This is a genomic window from Pseudomonas sp. FGI182 (genome assembly GCF_000511325.1).
Taxonomy (GTDB): domain Bacteria; phylum Pseudomonadota; class Gammaproteobacteria; order Pseudomonadales; family Pseudomonadaceae; genus Aquipseudomonas; species Aquipseudomonas putida_Z.
Window position 1 is genome coordinate 5,739,491 of the sequence record NZ_CP007012.1, and the last position, 15,863, is coordinate 5,755,353.

The 15,863-nt window shown below is 64.1% G+C and carries 13 protein-coding genes; 6 read left to right on the plus strand and 7 right to left on the minus strand.

Annotated elements, in window-relative coordinates:
- The first annotated feature begins 237 nt into the window (after positions 1–237).
- Positions 238–531, plus strand: coding sequence for a hypothetical protein (locus C163_RS25265; RefSeq protein WP_015272306.1), 294 nt, complete (start codon positions 238–240; stop codon positions 529–531).
- 176 nt (positions 532–707) lie between these two features.
- Here the strand turns inward: C163_RS25265 and ycaC (C163_RS25270) are convergent, their stop codons facing one another.
- Complete coding sequence (gene ycaC / locus C163_RS25270) at positions 708–1,337, minus strand: isochorismate family cysteine hydrolase YcaC (RefSeq protein WP_013974760.1); 630 nt, start codon at positions 1,335–1,337, stop codon at positions 708–710.
- A 280-nt stretch (positions 1,338–1,617) separates the two neighbouring features.
- Here ycaC (C163_RS25270) and C163_RS25275 point away from each other — a divergent pair, with 280 nt between their 5' ends.
- The 3 genes from C163_RS25275 (at position 1,618) to C163_RS25285 (ending at position 5,595) form a co-directional block, all read left to right on the plus strand.
- Positions 1,618–2,529, plus strand: a complete 912-nt coding sequence (locus C163_RS25275; protein ID WP_025341085.1) for a LysR substrate-binding domain-containing protein — start codon at positions 1,618–1,620, stop codon at positions 2,527–2,529.
- 203 nt (positions 2,530–2,732) lie between these two features.
- Positions 2,733–3,995, plus strand: a complete 1,263-nt coding sequence (locus tag C163_RS25280) for an OprD family porin (RefSeq protein ID WP_025341086.1) — start codon at positions 2,733–2,735, stop codon at positions 3,993–3,995.
- A gap of 1 nt (position 3,996) precedes the next feature.
- Positions 3,997–5,595 carry an MFS transporter gene (locus C163_RS25285; protein WP_025341087.1) on the plus strand — a complete coding sequence of 533 codons (1,599 nt, stop codon included), beginning with the start codon at positions 3,997–3,999 and terminating at the stop codon, positions 5,593–5,595.
- Positions 5,596–5,763: 168 nt separating this feature from the next.
- Here C163_RS25285 and C163_RS25290 read toward each other — a convergent pair whose 3' ends face one another.
- The 4 genes from C163_RS25290 to ycaC (C163_RS25305) all read right to left on the minus strand — a co-directional run bounded on the left by C163_RS25290 (position 5,764) and on the right by ycaC (C163_RS25305) (position 9,891).
- A complete protein-coding gene (locus C163_RS25290) occupies positions 5,764–7,605 on the minus strand; it encodes an amidohydrolase (protein ID WP_025341088.1) in 1,842 nt (613 codons plus the stop codon).
- Between the two features lie 375 nt (positions 7,606–7,980).
- Positions 7,981–8,799 (minus strand): alpha/beta fold hydrolase, encoded by an 819-nt coding sequence (locus C163_RS25295; protein WP_025341089.1) that lies wholly within the window; start codon positions 8,797–8,799, stop codon positions 7,981–7,983.
- 39 nt (positions 8,800–8,838) lie between these two features.
- Positions 8,839–9,147 (minus strand): hypothetical protein, encoded by a 309-nt coding sequence (locus C163_RS25300; RefSeq protein ID WP_025341090.1) that lies wholly within the window; start codon positions 9,145–9,147, stop codon positions 8,839–8,841.
- Between the two features lie 114 nt (positions 9,148–9,261).
- Positions 9,262–9,891, minus strand: coding sequence for an isochorismate family cysteine hydrolase YcaC (gene ycaC / locus C163_RS25305; protein ID WP_025341091.1), 630 nt, complete (start codon positions 9,889–9,891; stop codon positions 9,262–9,264).
- A 320-nt stretch (positions 9,892–10,211) separates the two neighbouring features.
- Between ycaC (C163_RS25305) and C163_RS25310 the strand changes: the two genes are divergently transcribed.
- Entirely contained in the window at positions 10,212–11,639 is a 1,428-nt protein-coding gene (locus tag C163_RS25310; protein WP_025341092.1) for a mechanosensitive ion channel family protein, read from the plus strand.
- 93 nt (positions 11,640–11,732) lie between these two features.
- On the opposite strand, the gene C163_RS25315 is transcribed toward C163_RS25310, so the two are convergent.
- Together C163_RS25315 and C163_RS25320 are read right to left on the minus strand one after the other, a co-directional pair.
- A complete protein-coding gene (locus C163_RS25315; RefSeq protein ID WP_013974769.1) occupies positions 11,733–13,019 on the minus strand; it encodes an FAD-binding oxidoreductase in 1,287 nt (428 codons plus the stop codon).
- A 167-nt stretch (positions 13,020–13,186) separates the two neighbouring features.
- Complete coding sequence (locus tag C163_RS25320; protein WP_025341093.1) at positions 13,187–14,677, minus strand: aldehyde dehydrogenase family protein; 1,491 nt, start codon at positions 14,675–14,677, stop codon at positions 13,187–13,189.
- A 136-nt stretch (positions 14,678–14,813) separates the two neighbouring features.
- On the opposite strand from C163_RS25320, the gene C163_RS25325 reads away from it, so the two are divergent.
- Entirely contained in the window at positions 14,814–15,704 is an 891-nt protein-coding gene (locus C163_RS25325; RefSeq protein ID WP_025341094.1) for a LysR family transcriptional regulator, read from the plus strand.
- The last annotated feature ends 159 nt before the right edge of the window (positions 15,705–15,863 follow it).

Here is a 15,863-nt window from a genome sequence, read left to right on the forward strand (position 1 = left end):
TCGACGCCCGTCTGATTGTCCGGGGAAAGCCTGCTCTCTAGGCTTGCCGGGTCGCTGTCGGTTCAGCGATCGGGTGTGGAAACCCGTCTGGTCTGAGGTGCTGTCTTCAATGGCAGCTGTGCGCGGGAGGCCGTATGGCCTACCGGGTTGCCTCCGACCGGTTTTCCACCCCGCGTACAACTGCCACCCTTCGTGTGGAAACGGATGGTTGCAGGACAATCTTGTGAGGTCACTGCAATGAAAAAAATTGTCCCCAATCCACCTCTTCCCGACACCAAAGAGCGCGCTTTCAGCCGCTGCGATGCCGGCCATCCACCTTTGTTCACAGTAAACCCAGGCGTCTCTGCCCACGACGCCCTGGTGCATGTCGCCCAGTACCTGCGCGGCGCCTACGACTGTGGCTACAAAGCCCTGGAACACCTGGATGAAACCGGCAAGAGCCTGTTCTGGAGCAACCTGAATGCGCTCGAAATGGCAGAAGGATTGGTTGAGGCATTGCTGGATGGGATTGAGTCGCAGCCCATGAATTGATGTTGTCTGTTCCGGCCCCTTCGCGGGCTTGCCCGCTCTCACAGGTACTGCACTGCGTCAGAGCCTGTGGTGATCCTGTGGGAGCGGGCAAGCCCGCGAAGAGGCAGGCACAGCAAACACAAAAGGCCGGCTCCCTGCAGAGGGAGCCGGCCTTATTGCTTTCAACTAACGGACTATTACTTACCCGCAGTCAGCGCGTTGTAGCTGGTAATCAGGTTGCGATAATCCGGAATGTGGTTGGAGCACAGCGCCGCCAGCCCTTCGATGTCGTTGCGCCAGTCGCGGTGCAGCTCACAGGCCACGCCGAACCAGGTCATCATTTGCGCGCCGGCGCGGCTCATGCGGTCATGGGCAGCATCGCGGGTCATTTCGTTGAAGGTGCCGGAAGCATCGGTCACCACGAACACTTCGAACTCCTCTTCCAGGGCCGACAGCGCCGGGAACGCTACACAGACCTCAGTCACCACGCCGGCAATGATCAGCTGTTTCTTGCCAGTGGCCTTCACCGCCTTGACGAAGTCTTCGTTGTCCCAGGCGTTGATCTGGCCTGGGCGGGCGATGTACGGGGCGTCTGGGAACAGGGCTTTCAGCTCTGGTACCAGCGGGCCGTTGGGGCCTTGTTCGAAGCTGGTGGTGAGGATGGTCGGCAGGTTGAAGAACTTGGCCAGGTCGGCCAAGGCCAGCACGTTGTTCTTGAACTTGTCCGGCTCGATGTCACGGACCAGGGACAGCAGGCCAGCCTGGTGGTCGACCAGCAGGACAGCGGCGTCGTCTTTGTTCAGGCGGTTGTAGGTGAATTTGCTCATGGTCTGTGCTCCTAAGGGTTATGAATTTTTCAGCATTCGGGGGTGTTTCGCGTTGATGGGCACAGATTAAAATCATCACCTTTGTGGCGGTAGATAGCAGAATTTGGCTTTAGCGTTCCGTTTTGTGAACGATGGATTTGTAGGGGCTGTGCCGGCCTCTTCGCGGGTAAACCCGCTCCCACAGGGATGGCGCCGGGCTTGAGCCCTGTGCAGTACCTGTGGGAGCGGGTTTACCCGCGAAAGGGCCGGCACAGGCAACCAAGTACCTGGAGACCGATCATTGGAAGACCTCAACTCCCTCTACTACTTCACCCAGGTAGTCGAGCACGGCGGCTTCGCCCCGGCTGGCCGGGCGCTGGACATGCCCAAGTCGAAGCTAAGCCGGCGCATCGCCGATCTCGAAGACCGCCTGGGCGTGCGCCTGCTGCACCGCACCAGCCGCCATTGTTCGCTCACCGAGATCGGCCAGGCCTACTACAACCGCTGCCTGGCCATGCGCGTGGAGGCCGAGGGCGCGGCGGAGATCATCGAGCGCAACCGCAGCGAACCGCGCGGTCTGGTGCGTATCAGTTGCCCGACCACCCTGCTCAATTCCTGGGTCGGGCCGATGCTGACCCGCTACATGCTCAAGTACCCGCAGGTGGAGCTGTTCATCGAGAGCACCAACCGCCGCGTCGACCTGCTGCACGAGGGCTTCGATATTGCCCTGCGGGTGCGCTTTCCGCCGCTGGAGAACACCGACATGGTGATGAAGGTACTGAGCAACAGTACCCAGTGCCTGGTCGGCCAGCCGCAGTACCTGGAGCAGTTGCCCAAGGGCTTCGACCCGCAGCTGCTCGGCACGCTGCCGAGCCTGCATTGGGGCAGCGCCCAGCGTGAGTACCAATGGGAGCTGTTCCAGGGTGAGGACAGCAGCCACAGCATCGTCATCCCGCACACACCGCGCATGGTGACGGACGACCTGTTCGCCCTGCGCCATTTCGTGGTGGCCGGGGTGGGTATTGCGCACCTGCCGCGGGTGGCGGTGCGTGAAGACCTGGCGGCGGGGCGGCTGGTGGAGTTGTTGCCGGAATGGCACCCGCGTTGCGGCATCGTGCATGCAATCTTCCCGTCGCGGCGGGGGTTGCTGCCGTCGGTGCGGGCGCTGATCGATCATCTGGCCGAGGAGTTTGCGATCAGCGACATGGCTTGAGTTCTGGGTTGGCTGTACCGGCCTCTTCGCGGGCTCGCCCGCTCCCACAGGTTCACCACAGGCTCTGAACCCTGTGCAAAACCTGTAGGAGCGGGCGAGCCCGCGAAGAGGCCGGCACAGGCAAAACCACCCAGAGCACACACATACAAGACCCCTGGCCTATCCTTCATCCACATTCCCGGATCATCCCTCCCGGAGCCCCCATGATCCGCGCCACTCACGGACCAGGCCGCGCCCTGCTCGCCACCCTCGCCCTGTGCCCGGCGCTCAGCCAGGCCGAAGAGCCCGGCTGGTCGCTGCTCAGCCGCAACTACTTCCTGCACAGCGACTTCCGCTCGCCCTCCGGCAGTGGCCAGAACTACCGCCAGGAATGGGCCCAGGGCTTCATTGGCGAAATCCGCTCCGGCTTCACCGAGGGCACACTCGGCGTCGGCATCGATGCCCATGGTTTTCTCGGCCTCAAGCTGGACGGCGGCCGCGGCCATGCCGGCACTGGCCTGCTGCCGCGCGACAGCGATGGCCGCGCCGAGTCCGACTACTCCAGCGCCGGCGCCGCACTCAAGCTGCGGATGGGCAACACCCAATTGCGCTACGGCGAAATGACCGTGGAAACCCCGGTGTTCGACACCAGCGACAAACGCCTGCACCCGGAGTACGCCACCGGCTGGTTCCTGGACAACACCGACCTGCCCGACTGGCGCCTGCAGGCCGGGCACTTCACCGCCTTCAACAACCAGGACAACAGCTCCAGCCATGATGACTTCAGCGGCTACGGCGCTACCACCGACAACCGTGCCATCAGCCTGGCCGGCGCCGCGTTCGCACCCGACGGGCCATTCGGCGGCGCACTGTACGCAGGCCAGCTGGAGGACACCTGGCGCCAGGCCTACCTCAACCTGAACCTGGCCGAGGGCAACTGGCGCCTGGACGGCAACCTGTACAAGACCCGCGACACCGGCAATGCCAGTGCCGGGGCAATCGACACCCTCGCCTACAGCCTGCTGGCCAGGTACAGCTTTGGCGCCCAGGCGCTGAGCCTGGCCTACCAGAAGGTCGAGGGCGATACCCCGTTCGACTTCGTCGGCGGTGACTCCATCTACCTGGCCAACTCGATCAAGTACGCCGACTTCAACGGCCCCGGCGAGCGCTCGTGGCAACTGCGCTACGACCTCGACTTCGCCACCCTCGGCGCCCCCGGCCTGAGCCTGATGGGCCGCTACGTCAGCGGCCGTGGCATCGACGGCAGCCATGCCCCGGCCGGCGGCGCCTATGTGGGCCAGTACGGCGACGGCGGCAAGCACTGGGAGCGCGACATCGACCTGAAATACGTGGTGCAGTCGGGCGCCGCCAAGGACCTGAGCCTGTCGTTTTCCCACGTCAGCCACCGCGCCAACCAGGCCCAGGCCGGCGATGACATCGACCGGATCTACCTGATCATCGAATACCCACTCAAAGGCAGCTTCTGACATGAGCACGACCACTTCAGGCGCCTGGAGCCCATTGCGCAACGCCACCTTCCGCATGCTTTGGATCGCCACCATCGCTTCCAACATCGGCACCTGGATGCATGAGGTGGGCGCCGGCTGGCTGATGACCACGCTGTCGGCCAGCCCGCTGCATGTGGCCCTGATCCAGGTAGCCGGCTCGCTACCAATGTTCTTCCTCGCCCTGCCGGCCGGTGCGGCGGCGGATATCGTCGACAAGCGCCGCTACCTGTTGCTGGTGCAACTGTGGATGTCCACGGTGGCCGTGGTGTTGGCAGCCCTGACCCTGCTCGGGCTGATGAACGTCACCCTGCTGCTGGTGCTTACCCTGGCGCTAGGCATCGGCACGGCACTGATGATGCCGGCCTGGAGCGCGCTTACACCGGAGCTGGTGGGCAAGGACGACCTGGCCAACGCGGTGGCGCTTTCCAGTGTCGGTATCAATGTGTCGCGCGCCATCGGCCCGGCTTTGGCGGGCGTGGTGGTGAGCATGGTCGGCCCGTGGCTGACCTTCGCCCTGAATGCCATCTCGTTCGCCGGGGTAATCCTGGTGCTGTTCCTGTGGAAGCGCGAGGTGAAGGAGCCACTGCTGCCGGCCGAGCGCTTCGTCGGCGCCATGCGCACCGGGCTGCGTTTCGCGCGCAGTGCCAAGCCCTTGCAGGCGGTGATATTGCGCGCCTTGGCATTCTTTTTCTGCGCCAGCGCCGGCACCTCGCTGCTGCCGTTGATCGTGCGTGGCGAGATGCAGGGTACCGCCGCCGATTTCGGCCTGCTGCTGGCGGCCATCGGCATCGGCGCGGTGGCCGGCGCCACCTTGCTGCCACGCCTGCGCGAACGCATCAGCCGCGACCGCCTGGTGCTGCTGGCCAGCCTGCTGTATGCCCTGTTCCTGCTGGCCCTGGCGCTGGTGCGCAACTTCTATGTGCTGCTGCCGGCAATGCTGCTCAGCGGCGCGGCGTGGATTGCCGTGCTGTCCAACCTGCAGGTGGCGGCGCAGACCTCGGTGCCGGCCTGGGTACGGGCGCGGGCGCTGTCGGTGTACATCCTGATCTTCTTTGGTGCCATGGCCGGTGGCGGGTTGCTGTGGGGCACGCTGGCCAGCCATGCAACGATCACCTTGAGCCTGCTGCTGGCCGCAGGAGGCTTGGCACTGGGCACGCTGCTGACCTGCAAGGTGACGCTGCCGGAAACCGCAGCCGAGGAGCTGACGCCGTCACTGCATTGGCCGGTGCCGCTGCTGAGCGACGACATGGACAAGGAAAGCGGGCCGGTGATGGTCACCGTGGAATACCACATCGACCCGGCCAAGGCCGAGGCGTTCCAGCAGGCAGCGCGGGAGCTGGAGGCGATGCGCAAGCGCAATGGCGCGTTGTCGTGGGGGTTGATGCGCGACAGTGCGGACCCGGCGTTGTGGCTGGAGTTCTTCTTCGAGGAATCGTGGCTGGAGCATTTGAGGCATCACCACCGGGTAACCCGGGGTGAGCTGAAGATCGAGGCCAGGGTGCGGATGCTGCAGACCGATGGGGTGGAAGTGAAGATCCGGCATCTGTTGGCTGGAGCTGAGCACAAGGCTCACCATTGATGCTGGCCTTTCCGGCCTCTTCGCGGGCTCGCCCGCTCCCACAGGGATCGCACAGAGTCTGAGGGCTGTGATGTACCTGTGGGAGCGGGCGAGCCCGCGAAGGGGCCAGCACAGAAGGAACAAAAAAGGGGGCCAATAACTGGCCCCCCCTTTTCACATCAGCTCAGCTTAGAAAGCAAAGCACGAACAACCCAACGCCCCCCAGAAGCCCTGGAAGTCATTCACCGGCACATTCGAATGCCGTGCCTTCTCATGGCTGTGTGCATGCACCCCGCAAGGCCCGACACACTGGTGCGCCACCGCTGCCAGCGACGGCGTGCCCACGCGCCAGTGGCCCGGCACCTTGCTCACCGGCGACCACTCCGGCAGCACCGGCACCTGGGGCGGGCCGAACTTGTCGAATTCCGCCGCGCCATACACCACCTTGCCGTCGACCACGGTCAGCACCGACTCGATGCCCTTGATCGCCTCTTCATCGACACTGAAGAAGTCCAGCGACAGCGCCGCCAGGTCGGCCAGCTGGCCCACCTTGATCTGGCCTTTCTTGCCCTGCTCGCTGGAGAACCAGGCGCTGCCCTGGGTGAACAGCTGCAGCGCGGTGTCACGGCTGAGGCCTTCCGGGTACAGCTCCATGCCACCGACGGTCTTGCCGCTGACCAGCCAGTACAGCGAAGTCCACGGGTTGTAGCTGGACACGCGAGTGGCGTCGGTACCGGCGCCCACCGGCACGCCCATGTCGAGCATGCGCTTGATTGGCGGGGTCTGCTCGGCAGCCTTGGCACCGTAGCGGTCGACGAAATACTCACCCTGGAAGGCCATGCGATCCTGGATGGCGATACCGCCGCCCAGCGCACGCACTCGCTCGATGTTCTGCGGGGTGATGGTTTCGGCGTGGTCGAAGAACCACGGCAGGCCATTGAACGGGATATCGCGGTTGACCTTCTCGAACACGTCGAGCATGCGCGTGATCGATTCGTTGTAGGTGGCATGCAGGCGGAACGGCCAGCGCTGCTCGACCAGGTGGCGCACCACCGGCTCCAGCTCTTGTTCCATGGTTTGCGGCAGGTCCGGGCGCGGTTCGAGGAAGTCCTCGAAGTCGGCGGCGGAGAACACCAGCATCTCGCCGGCGCCATTGTGGCGCAGGAAGTCGGTACCGCTGTGCAGCTTCACGCTGGAGGTCCACTTGCGGAAGTCGTCCAGCTCTTCCTTGGGCTTCTGGGTGAACAGGTTGTAGGCAATGCGCACGGTCAGCTGGTTGTTGTCGGCCAGCTCCTGGATCACCTGATAGTCGTCCGGGTAGTTCTGGTAGCCACCACCGGCATCGATGGCGCTGGTCAGGCCCAGGCGGTTGAGCTCGCGCATGAACTGGCGGGTGGAGTTGACCTGGTATTCCAGCGGCAGCTTCGGCCCCTTGGCCAGGGTGGCGTAGAGGATCATCGCGTTGGGGCGGGCGATGAGCATGCCGGTCGGGTTGCCGAACTTGTCACGCTGGATCTCGCCGCCCGGCGGGTTGGGCGTGTCCTTGGTGTAGCCGACGGCCTTGAGCGCGGCGCGGTTGAGCAGTGCGCGGTCATACAGGTGCAGCAGGAATACCGGGGTGTCAGGTGCGGCCTGGTTGATTTCCTCCAGGGTGGGCATGCGTTTTTCGGCGAACTGGAACTCGTTCCAGCCACCGACCACGCGCACCCACTGCGGGGTCGGCGTACGCGCAGCCTGGTCCTTGAGCATGCGCAGGGCATCGGCCACCGAAGGCACGCCTTCCCAGCGCAGCTCCAGGTTGTAGTTCAGGCCACCACGGATCAGGTGCAGGTGCGAGTCGTTCAGGCCAGGGATGACCGTACGCTGCTTGAGGTCGATGATCTGCGTGGTGGCGCCCTTGTGGGCCATGGCTTCGGCATCGTTGCCCACTGCGATGAAACGGCCATCCTTGATGGCGACGGCGGTCGCGGTGGGCTTTTCACGATCAACGGTATGCAGTTTGCCGTTGAACAGAATCAGATCGGCGGTCATGGAGCCTCCTTGGGTGGATGCGTGAGCGGAACCGGCGGAACCGGTAAAAGGCAATGCGGACCAGAGCGCGCCGGCGGCACCGAGCACGGTACTGGTGGCGAGGAACTGGCGACGGGTCTTGTCGTTGCGGTCCTGGGACATGGGGTTCTCCGTCTGGTGCGGCAGCGGGCAGGCGCAACTGCGGAGCATGCCGGTTGGTGTAGGGGCAAGGCTTGGATGGATGTGCGGTGGGTGGTTGAAGGTTAGCCCTGTTCAGCATTTGTGCTGTCTGGGCTGGCCTCTTCGCGGGCACGCCCGCTCCCACAGGTACTGCACAGCATTTAAAACCTGTGATTTCCCTGTGGGAGCGGGCGTGCCCGCGAATGCCTCCCACAATTACTGCTGAAGGAACGCCAGCAGGTCCTCGTTCAGCTGCTGTGCATGAGTCACCGCAAACCCGTGCGGCGCCCCCGCATACACCTTCAGCTCAGCCCCGCGAATCAGCTCCGCCGCCTGCTTGCCGGTGCTCTCGAACGGCACGATCTGGTCGTCGTCACCGTGGATCACCAGGGTCGGCACATCGATCTTGGCCATATCCGGACGGAAGTCGGTTTCGGAAAACGCCGTCACGCAATCCAAAGTGCCCTTGATCGATGCCATCAGCGCAATGTTCAAGGTCTGGGTCTGCACCCCCTGGGACACCTGCTGCCCATGGTTGATGCCATAGAACGGCGCGGCGAAATCGGCGATGAACTGCGCCCGGTCGGCACGCAGGCCGGCGCGGATACCCTCGAACACCGACAGGTCGACACCTTCAGGGTTGTCGTCACGCTTGCCGAACACCGGCGTCACCGCGCCCAGCAGCACCAGCCCGGCCACCCGCTCGCTGCCGTGGCGGGCGATGTAGCGGCTGACGTCACCGCCACCCATCGAGAAGCCCACCAAGGTCACGTCGCGCAGGTCGAGGTGTTCGATCAGCTGGGCGATGTCATCGGCGAAGGTGTCGTAGTCGTAGCCATTCCATGGCTGGCTCGAACGGCCGAAACCACGGCGGTCGAAGGCGATGGCGCGGTAGCCGCGGCTGGCCAGGAATTCCATCTGCGAATCCCACATGTCGGCATCCAGTGGCCAGCCGTGGCTGAACAGCACAGGTTTGCCGCTACCCCAGTCCTTGAAGTAGATCGAAGTGCCATCGCGGGTAACGAACGTGCTCATGTCGGTATCTCCTTGAAAATGTCGAGGTAAAGGCCTGGCTCAGCCACGCAGCCAGTTGGCGCAGCGGCGGGTTACCCAAGGCATGATGTAGAACACCACAGGCAGGATGACGAACACATTGACGATCAGGTTGCCGGCAATCACACCGCCCAGCTGAGGGAAGCGTGCGAACAGCGGTGCCAGCAGTTGCGGAATGATCATGGTCATCGGGCAGATCACCAGGTAGGTCAGCAGCGCCTGCTTCCAGCGCGGCGGTTGCGCTGCGTTGGTGCCCGGGGTGCTATCAAGAACCTGGTGTTGCAGGCATACGGTTACCACTTCGCGGTTATCTTGGAGTGCGGTGTTCATCAGCGTTCCTTGGGATGAGCTTGCCCGCATCCACTGTGCAACGGCGGACGGGCGCTGGATTGGACAGGTGTGCTGCCTTGGCGGGCACCGGCTGGCGGTGCCCGCGCATCTGGCTTACTTGCTGGCGTTGAAAGCGTTGTAGCTGGTGATCAGGTTGCGGTAGTCCGGGATGTGGTTGGAGCACAGCGCCGCCAGGCCTTCGATGTCGTTGCGCCAGTCGCGGTGCAGCTCACAGGCCACGCCGAACCAGGTCATCAGTTGTGCGCCGGCCTGGCTCATGCGGTCGTGGGCGGCGTCGCGGGTCATGGCGTTGAAGGTGCCGGAGGCATCGGTGACCACGAACACTTCGAACTCTTCTTCCAGGGCCGACAGCGCCGGGAAGGCTACGCACACTTCGGTCACCACGCCGGCGATGATCAGCTGCTTCTTGCCGGTGGCCTTCACCGCCCTGACGAAGTCTTCGTTGTCCCAGGCGTTGATCTGGCCTGGGCGGGCGATGTAGGGGGCGTCCGGGAACAGGGCTTTCAGTTCTGGTACCAGCGGGCCGTTCGGGCCTTGTTCGAAGCTGGTGGTGAGGATGGTCGGCAGGTTGAAGAACTTGGCCAGGTCGGCCAGGGCCAATACGTTGTTCTTGAACGCGTCCGGCTCGATGTCGCGGACCAGGGACAGCAGGCCAGCCTGGTGGTCGACCAGCAGGACAGCGGCGTCGTCTTTGTTCAGGCGGTTGTATTTGAAGTTGGTCATGGTCGTTGCTCCTAAGGGTTTTGATCTTTTCAGTAAGTTGGGTGTTTCGCGTTGATGGGAGAAGATTAAAACCATGACCTTTCTGGCGGTAGATAGCAGTTTTTGGCCCTAGCGTTCTGTTTTATGAACGATGGTTTGGTATAGGCTCGACCGGCCCTTTCGCGGCTAAAGCCGCTCCCACAGGGATTGCGCGGGATTTGAATCGTGCGCAGTACCTGTGGGAGCGGCTTTAGCCGCGAAGAGGCCGGCACAGGCCCCATTGCCTGCCCGGCCAACCTGCTCTATTACTACCCACAGCCCTCCCCTCACCCGAGACCACCATGCTGGCGTTCATCCAGTCATACCCGTTGTTGCTCGGCACCGCCCTGATCCTGCTCGACCTCGTGCTCTGGCAACTGATCCCTCTCCAGCACCGGGCCTGGCGCATCGGCGCGCGGCTGGTGCTGTTCCTGCTGTTCAGCTCGGTGCTGGTGGCTGCCGGCATGAGCCCGCTGCAACCACCACCCTGGCCCGATGATGTCTCGCGCAACCTGATCGCCACGGTACTGGCGATCGGCTGGTGGCTGTTCGGCGCACGCACGGTGACGGTGGTGTTCGGCCTGTTGCTGGTGGCCCGCGGCAGCCATGGCGGGCGTTTGCTGCAGGATGTGCTGGGGGCGCTGATCTTCCTGGCTGCCGTGGTCGCTGCCGCAGGCTATGTGTTGCAGTTGCCGGTCAAGGGCCTGCTGGCCACGTCGGGGGTAATGGCCATCGTCATCGGCCTGGCGCTGCAGAGCACACTGGCCGACGTGTTCAGTGGCATCATCCTGAACACCACGCGGCCGTATCAGATTGGCGACTCGATCTCCATCGACAGCACCGAAGGCAAGGTGCTGGAAATCGACTGGCGTGCCACCCGCCTGCTCACCAGCACCGGAAGCCTGGCGGTAATCCCCAACTCGGTGGCGGCCAAGGCCCGGCTGCTCAACCACAGCCGCCCTGCCGATTTGCACGGGGTGTCGATCAGCGTGGTGGTGCCGGCCAAGGTGCGGCCCAAGCGGGTGTTCGATGCGCTGGAAAAGGCCTTGCAAGGCGTCAGTGCCATTCTTGCAACACCAGGACCAAAGGTGACGGTGAAAGCCTCGACGCTGGAATCAGTGGAATACGAAGCCAGTGGCTTCGTGGCCGACGCGGGCGCCAAGGGCGACGCGCGCAACCAGCTGTTCGACCTGGCCCACCGGCACCTGGAGGCCAGTGGGGTGATGTGGAACACCGACCTGGCCATGCCACCACGCAGCCGCCAGCGCGAGGTGCTGGACGAGGTGCGGGTGTTCCGCTCGCTGAGCGCGGAAGAGCGCGATGCGCTTAGCCAGCGCATGACAGCGGTGGAATACCTGGCCGACCAGGTAATCCTGGGCGTGGGCGAGCATTCCGATCATTTGCTGGTGATTGGCAGCGGGGTGGTTTCGGCGTCGATCCGCGATGGCGACAAGCTGGTCGAGGCCGGGCGCATGGGGCCGGGCGAGGTGCTGGGGATCGAAGGAATCATCGACGAAGAGGAATCGCTGGCCGAGTTCCGCACGCTGACCGGTTGCGTGCTGTATCGGATCGACAAGGAACAGGTGAAGAGCTGCCTGGTGCAACGCGGCGATGTGCAGACGGCGTTGAGCAAGTTGCAACGGTTTCGGCGGCAGAGCCGGGAGTCGTTATTGCTGCAGAAGCCGGTTTCGATCAAGAAGGGCGGCTTTCTCAGCTGGTTGCACAAGTAAACCTGTGCCGGCCTCTTCGCGGGCGCGCCCGCTCCCACAGGTCCACCACAGCACTCACTGTGGGAGCGGGCATGCCCGCGAAGAGGCCTGTATTTACAACACAACTCTCAAGCATTGCCCCGCGTGGTACAGCGAGAACCCGGACTCGTAGAACGCGGTCCGCAGCGAGGGCGCACTCACGCCCTTCATCGGCGAGAACGGAATCGGCAGGCTGCCCGCCTCCCCCTTCAGCAGGAACTCGGCAAACGCCCGGCCAATCACGGTCCCGGTGGTATTGCCCCGCCCGTTGTAGCCGGTCACCGCCACCAGCCCCGGCGCCGGTTCGAACAGGCGCATCAGGTGGTCTGGGGTGAAGTCGATGCAGCCGGTCCAGTGCATTTCCCACTCGACCTTGCCCAGCTCCGGGTAATAGTGGCTCTGGATGCGGTCGGCCCAGCTGCGCACGAACCACGCCGGCTTGTTGTCGACCCGGCCCAGGCTGCCGAGCAGCAGGCGGCCCTGGTCGTCGCGACGGATGCTGCTGAGCACGGTGCGGGTGTCCCACGAGCCTTGGCCATGTGGCAGCACCTTGTCGGCTGCAGCGCCCTGCAACGGCTTGGACGCCACCTGGTAGTAGTAACCACGGAAAAACTGCTTCTGCAGGTTGCTCCAGTCGCCTTCGGTGTAGGCGCCGGTGGAAATCACCACCTTGTCGGCGCGCACCGAACCACGTGCGGTCTTCACCCGCCAGGCATCACCGTCACGCTCCAGGCCTTCGACCGAAGACTGCTGGAACAGCTTACCACCCAGGCGTGCCACCGCTGCGGCCAGGCCCTGGGTGTAGCCCATGGGGTTGATGGTGCCGGCGCGGCGGTCGAGCAGCGCGGCGGAAATCTTGTCGGTGCCGCAGTATTCCTGGCATTGGGCGCCGGTCAGCAGCTCCACATCGGCACCACGGCGGCGCCATTGTTCGTGGCGGGCCTCGAGGTCGGCGATGCCGGTGGCGTTGTGCGCCATGTGCAGCGTGCCTTTGTGCTGGGCCTGGCAGTCGATGCCAAGGCGTTCGATCATGGCGAACACTTCGGCCGGGGCTTCGCCGAGCACCTTGTTCAGGCGGCTGCCCTGCTGCAAGCCGAGGGTGGCCTCGACATCGTCGGGGCGAATCCAGGTGCCGGCGTTGACCAGGCCGACGTTGCGCCCGGAGCCACCGTGACCGATCTTCCAGGCCTCCAGCAGGATCACCGACTTGCCCTGTTCGAGCAGGTGGATGGCCGCCGACAGGCCGGTAATGCCGCCACCGATCACGCAGACATCGGCCTTGTGCTCACCGGCCAGGGCCTGGGCGGCGACGGTCGGTTTGCTGACGAATTCCCACAAGCATTCTTGACGCAGTTCGGACATGGCCCGGCTCCAGCAATTTGTTCTTGTTTGGGGCCGTTGTGCGGCCCATTCGCGGGTAAACCCGCTCCCACAGGTGCATCACAGGTTTCAAGAACTGTGTTGTACCTGTGGGAGCGGGTTTACCCGCGAACCGGGGGCCAGGCCCCCGGCCATGCAGCATCAGCCGATCAGTCGAACACGATACCCTGCGCCAACGGCAGTTCGCGCGAGTAGTTCACGGTGTTGGTCTGGCGACGCATGTAACCTTTCCAGGCATCCGAACCGGACTCACGGCCACCGCCAGTCTCCTTCTCGCCACCGAACGCACCGCCGATCTCGGCGCCGCTGGTGCCGATGTTGACGTTGGCGATGCCGCAGTCGCTGCCCGAGGCGCTCTGGAAGCGTTCGGCCTCACGGATGTCGGTGGTGAAGATGCACGACGACAGGCCTTGTGGCACTTCGTTGTTCAGGCGCAGGGCCTCTTCGAAGTCGTCGTAGGCCAGCACGTACAGGATCGGGGCGAAGGTTTCGTGGCGCACCACATCGCTCTGCGCCGGCATTTCGGCGATGGCAGGCGATACGTAGTAGGCGTTCGGGTACTGGTCGGCCAGCTGACGCTCGCCACCAAATACCTGGCCACCTTCGTCGCGTGCCTTGGCCAGCGCGCCCTGCATGGCGTCGAACGACTGCTTGTCGATCAGCGGGCCCACCAGGTTGTCCTTGCGTGGGTCACCGATGCGCACCTTGCCGTAGGCGGCTTTGACGCGGGCAACCACTTCGTCCTTGATCGAACGGTGCACGATCAGGCGGCGCAGGGTGGTGCAACGCTGGCCGGCAGTGCCCACTGCGGAGAACAGGATGCCACGCACGGCCAGGTCGAGGTCGGCGCTCGGGGCCAGGATCATGGCGTTGTTGCCGCCCAGTTCGAGGATGCTGCGGCCGAAGCGGGCAGCCACACGTGGGCCGACTTCGCGCCCCATGCGGGTGCTACCGGTGGCGCTGACCAGCGGTACGCGCGGGTCGTCGACCATGGCTTCGCCGGCTTCACGACCGCCGATCACCAGTTGTGCCAGGCCAGCCGGGGCATCACCAAAGGCTTTCAGGGCTTTTTCGAACAGCGCCTGGCAGGCCAGGGCTGTCAGCGGGGTCTTCTCGGACGGTTTCCATACCACCGAGTTACCGGCGACCAGGGCCAGGGCGGTGTTCCAGGCCCAGACTGCGACCGGGAAGTTGAAGGCGCTGATCACGCCGACCACGCCCAGCGGGTGCCAGGTTTCACGCATGTGGTGGCCAGGGCGCTCGGAAGCGATGGTCAGGCCGTACAGCTGGCGCGACAGGCCAACGGCGAAGTCGCAGATGTCGATCATTTCCTGCACTTCGCCCAGGCCTTCCTGGGTGATCTTGCCGGCTTCGATCGAAACCAGCTCGCCGAGGTCGGCCTTGTGCTCACGCAGCACTTCGCCGAACAGGCGCACCAGCTCGCCGCGGCGCGGGGCCGGCACGCTGCGCCAGGCTTCGAAGGCGCTCTGGGCCTGATCGATGCGGGCGATGGTCTCGGCCTTGCCGAGCAGTTTCACCGAGGCGATCTGGCTGCCGTCGATCGGCGTGTGAACAGGGTAGTCGCCCTGGGTGTAAGCCTGGGCAGCAACGCCAAGGCGCTCGAGCAGTCCAGCAACCATTTGTGCATCTCCTACATCGGGTGATGGGGTGGAAAAATGATGTGGATCAGTATTAATCCGATCACACCGGTGCAACAAACGACCTTTATTCCGCATATCATTCCGTCAGGTAATGATTTGAGCCGCAGAGACCGCTATGTCCAAACGCCTGGTGCCCTCCATGACCGCCCTGCAGTGCTTCGAAGCTGCAGCCCGCCATTTGAGCTTTACCCGTGCCGCCGAAGAGCTGCACCTGACCCAGAGCGCGGTCAGCAAGCAGGTGGCGCAGCTTGAAGACATGCTGCGCCACCACCTGTTCCTGCGTATCCGCCGCCGCCTGCAACTGACGCCGGCGGGCAGCCTGTACCTGGCCGAGGTCAACAAGATCCTCACCCAGGTGGATATGTCCAGCCGCTACGTGCTCACCTACGGCGAGCAGACCGAGATATTGAAGGTAGCCACTCAGCCGAGTTTTGGCGTGCGCTGGTTGATCCCGCACCTCAAGGGCTTTGGCAAGCGCCACAGCAACATCCACCTGGACATCCGCAACGAGATGGAGCCATTCGCCCTGCTGCAGGGCTCGGCGGACGTGGTGTTCTTCTATGGCCAGGGCACCTGGCCAGGGGCCACCTGCGTGGAGCTGTTCGGTGAGGAGGTGGTGCCGGTGTGCGCGCCGGAGTTGCTGGCCGGGCGTGAACTGAACGATGCCGGGGAGCTGGCCGACATGGTGCTGCTGCAGAGCACCTCGCGGCCCGAGGCCTGGCACGAGTGGTTCCTGGAGTTGGGCTTGCAGAGCGTCAGCGCCTACCACGGGCCGCGCTTCGATACCTTCTACATGGCCTTGAGCGCGGCGCAGGCCGGGTGCGGGGTGGCGTTGGTGCCGCGCTACCTGGCGGCAAAGGAGCTGGCCGAGGGGAGTTTGGTGGTGCCGTGGAACCATGCGATGCGCAGTGCCGGGGCGCATTACCTGGCGTATGCCGAGCATGCGGCGGAGGTGCCCAAGGTAAGGGCATTGGTGGAATGGATTCGTGAGCAGTTATCGGCTTGAGGGCCTCTTCGCGGGCACGCCCGCTCCCACAAGGTACTGCATAAGGTTCAGACTGCGCACAGTCCCTGTGGGAGCGGGCGTGCCCGCGAAAGGGCCCTTGAGGTCGATCAAAAAAGGAATGACACACTCACTTTTTTTCGCTTGTGAGCAAAGTGCATT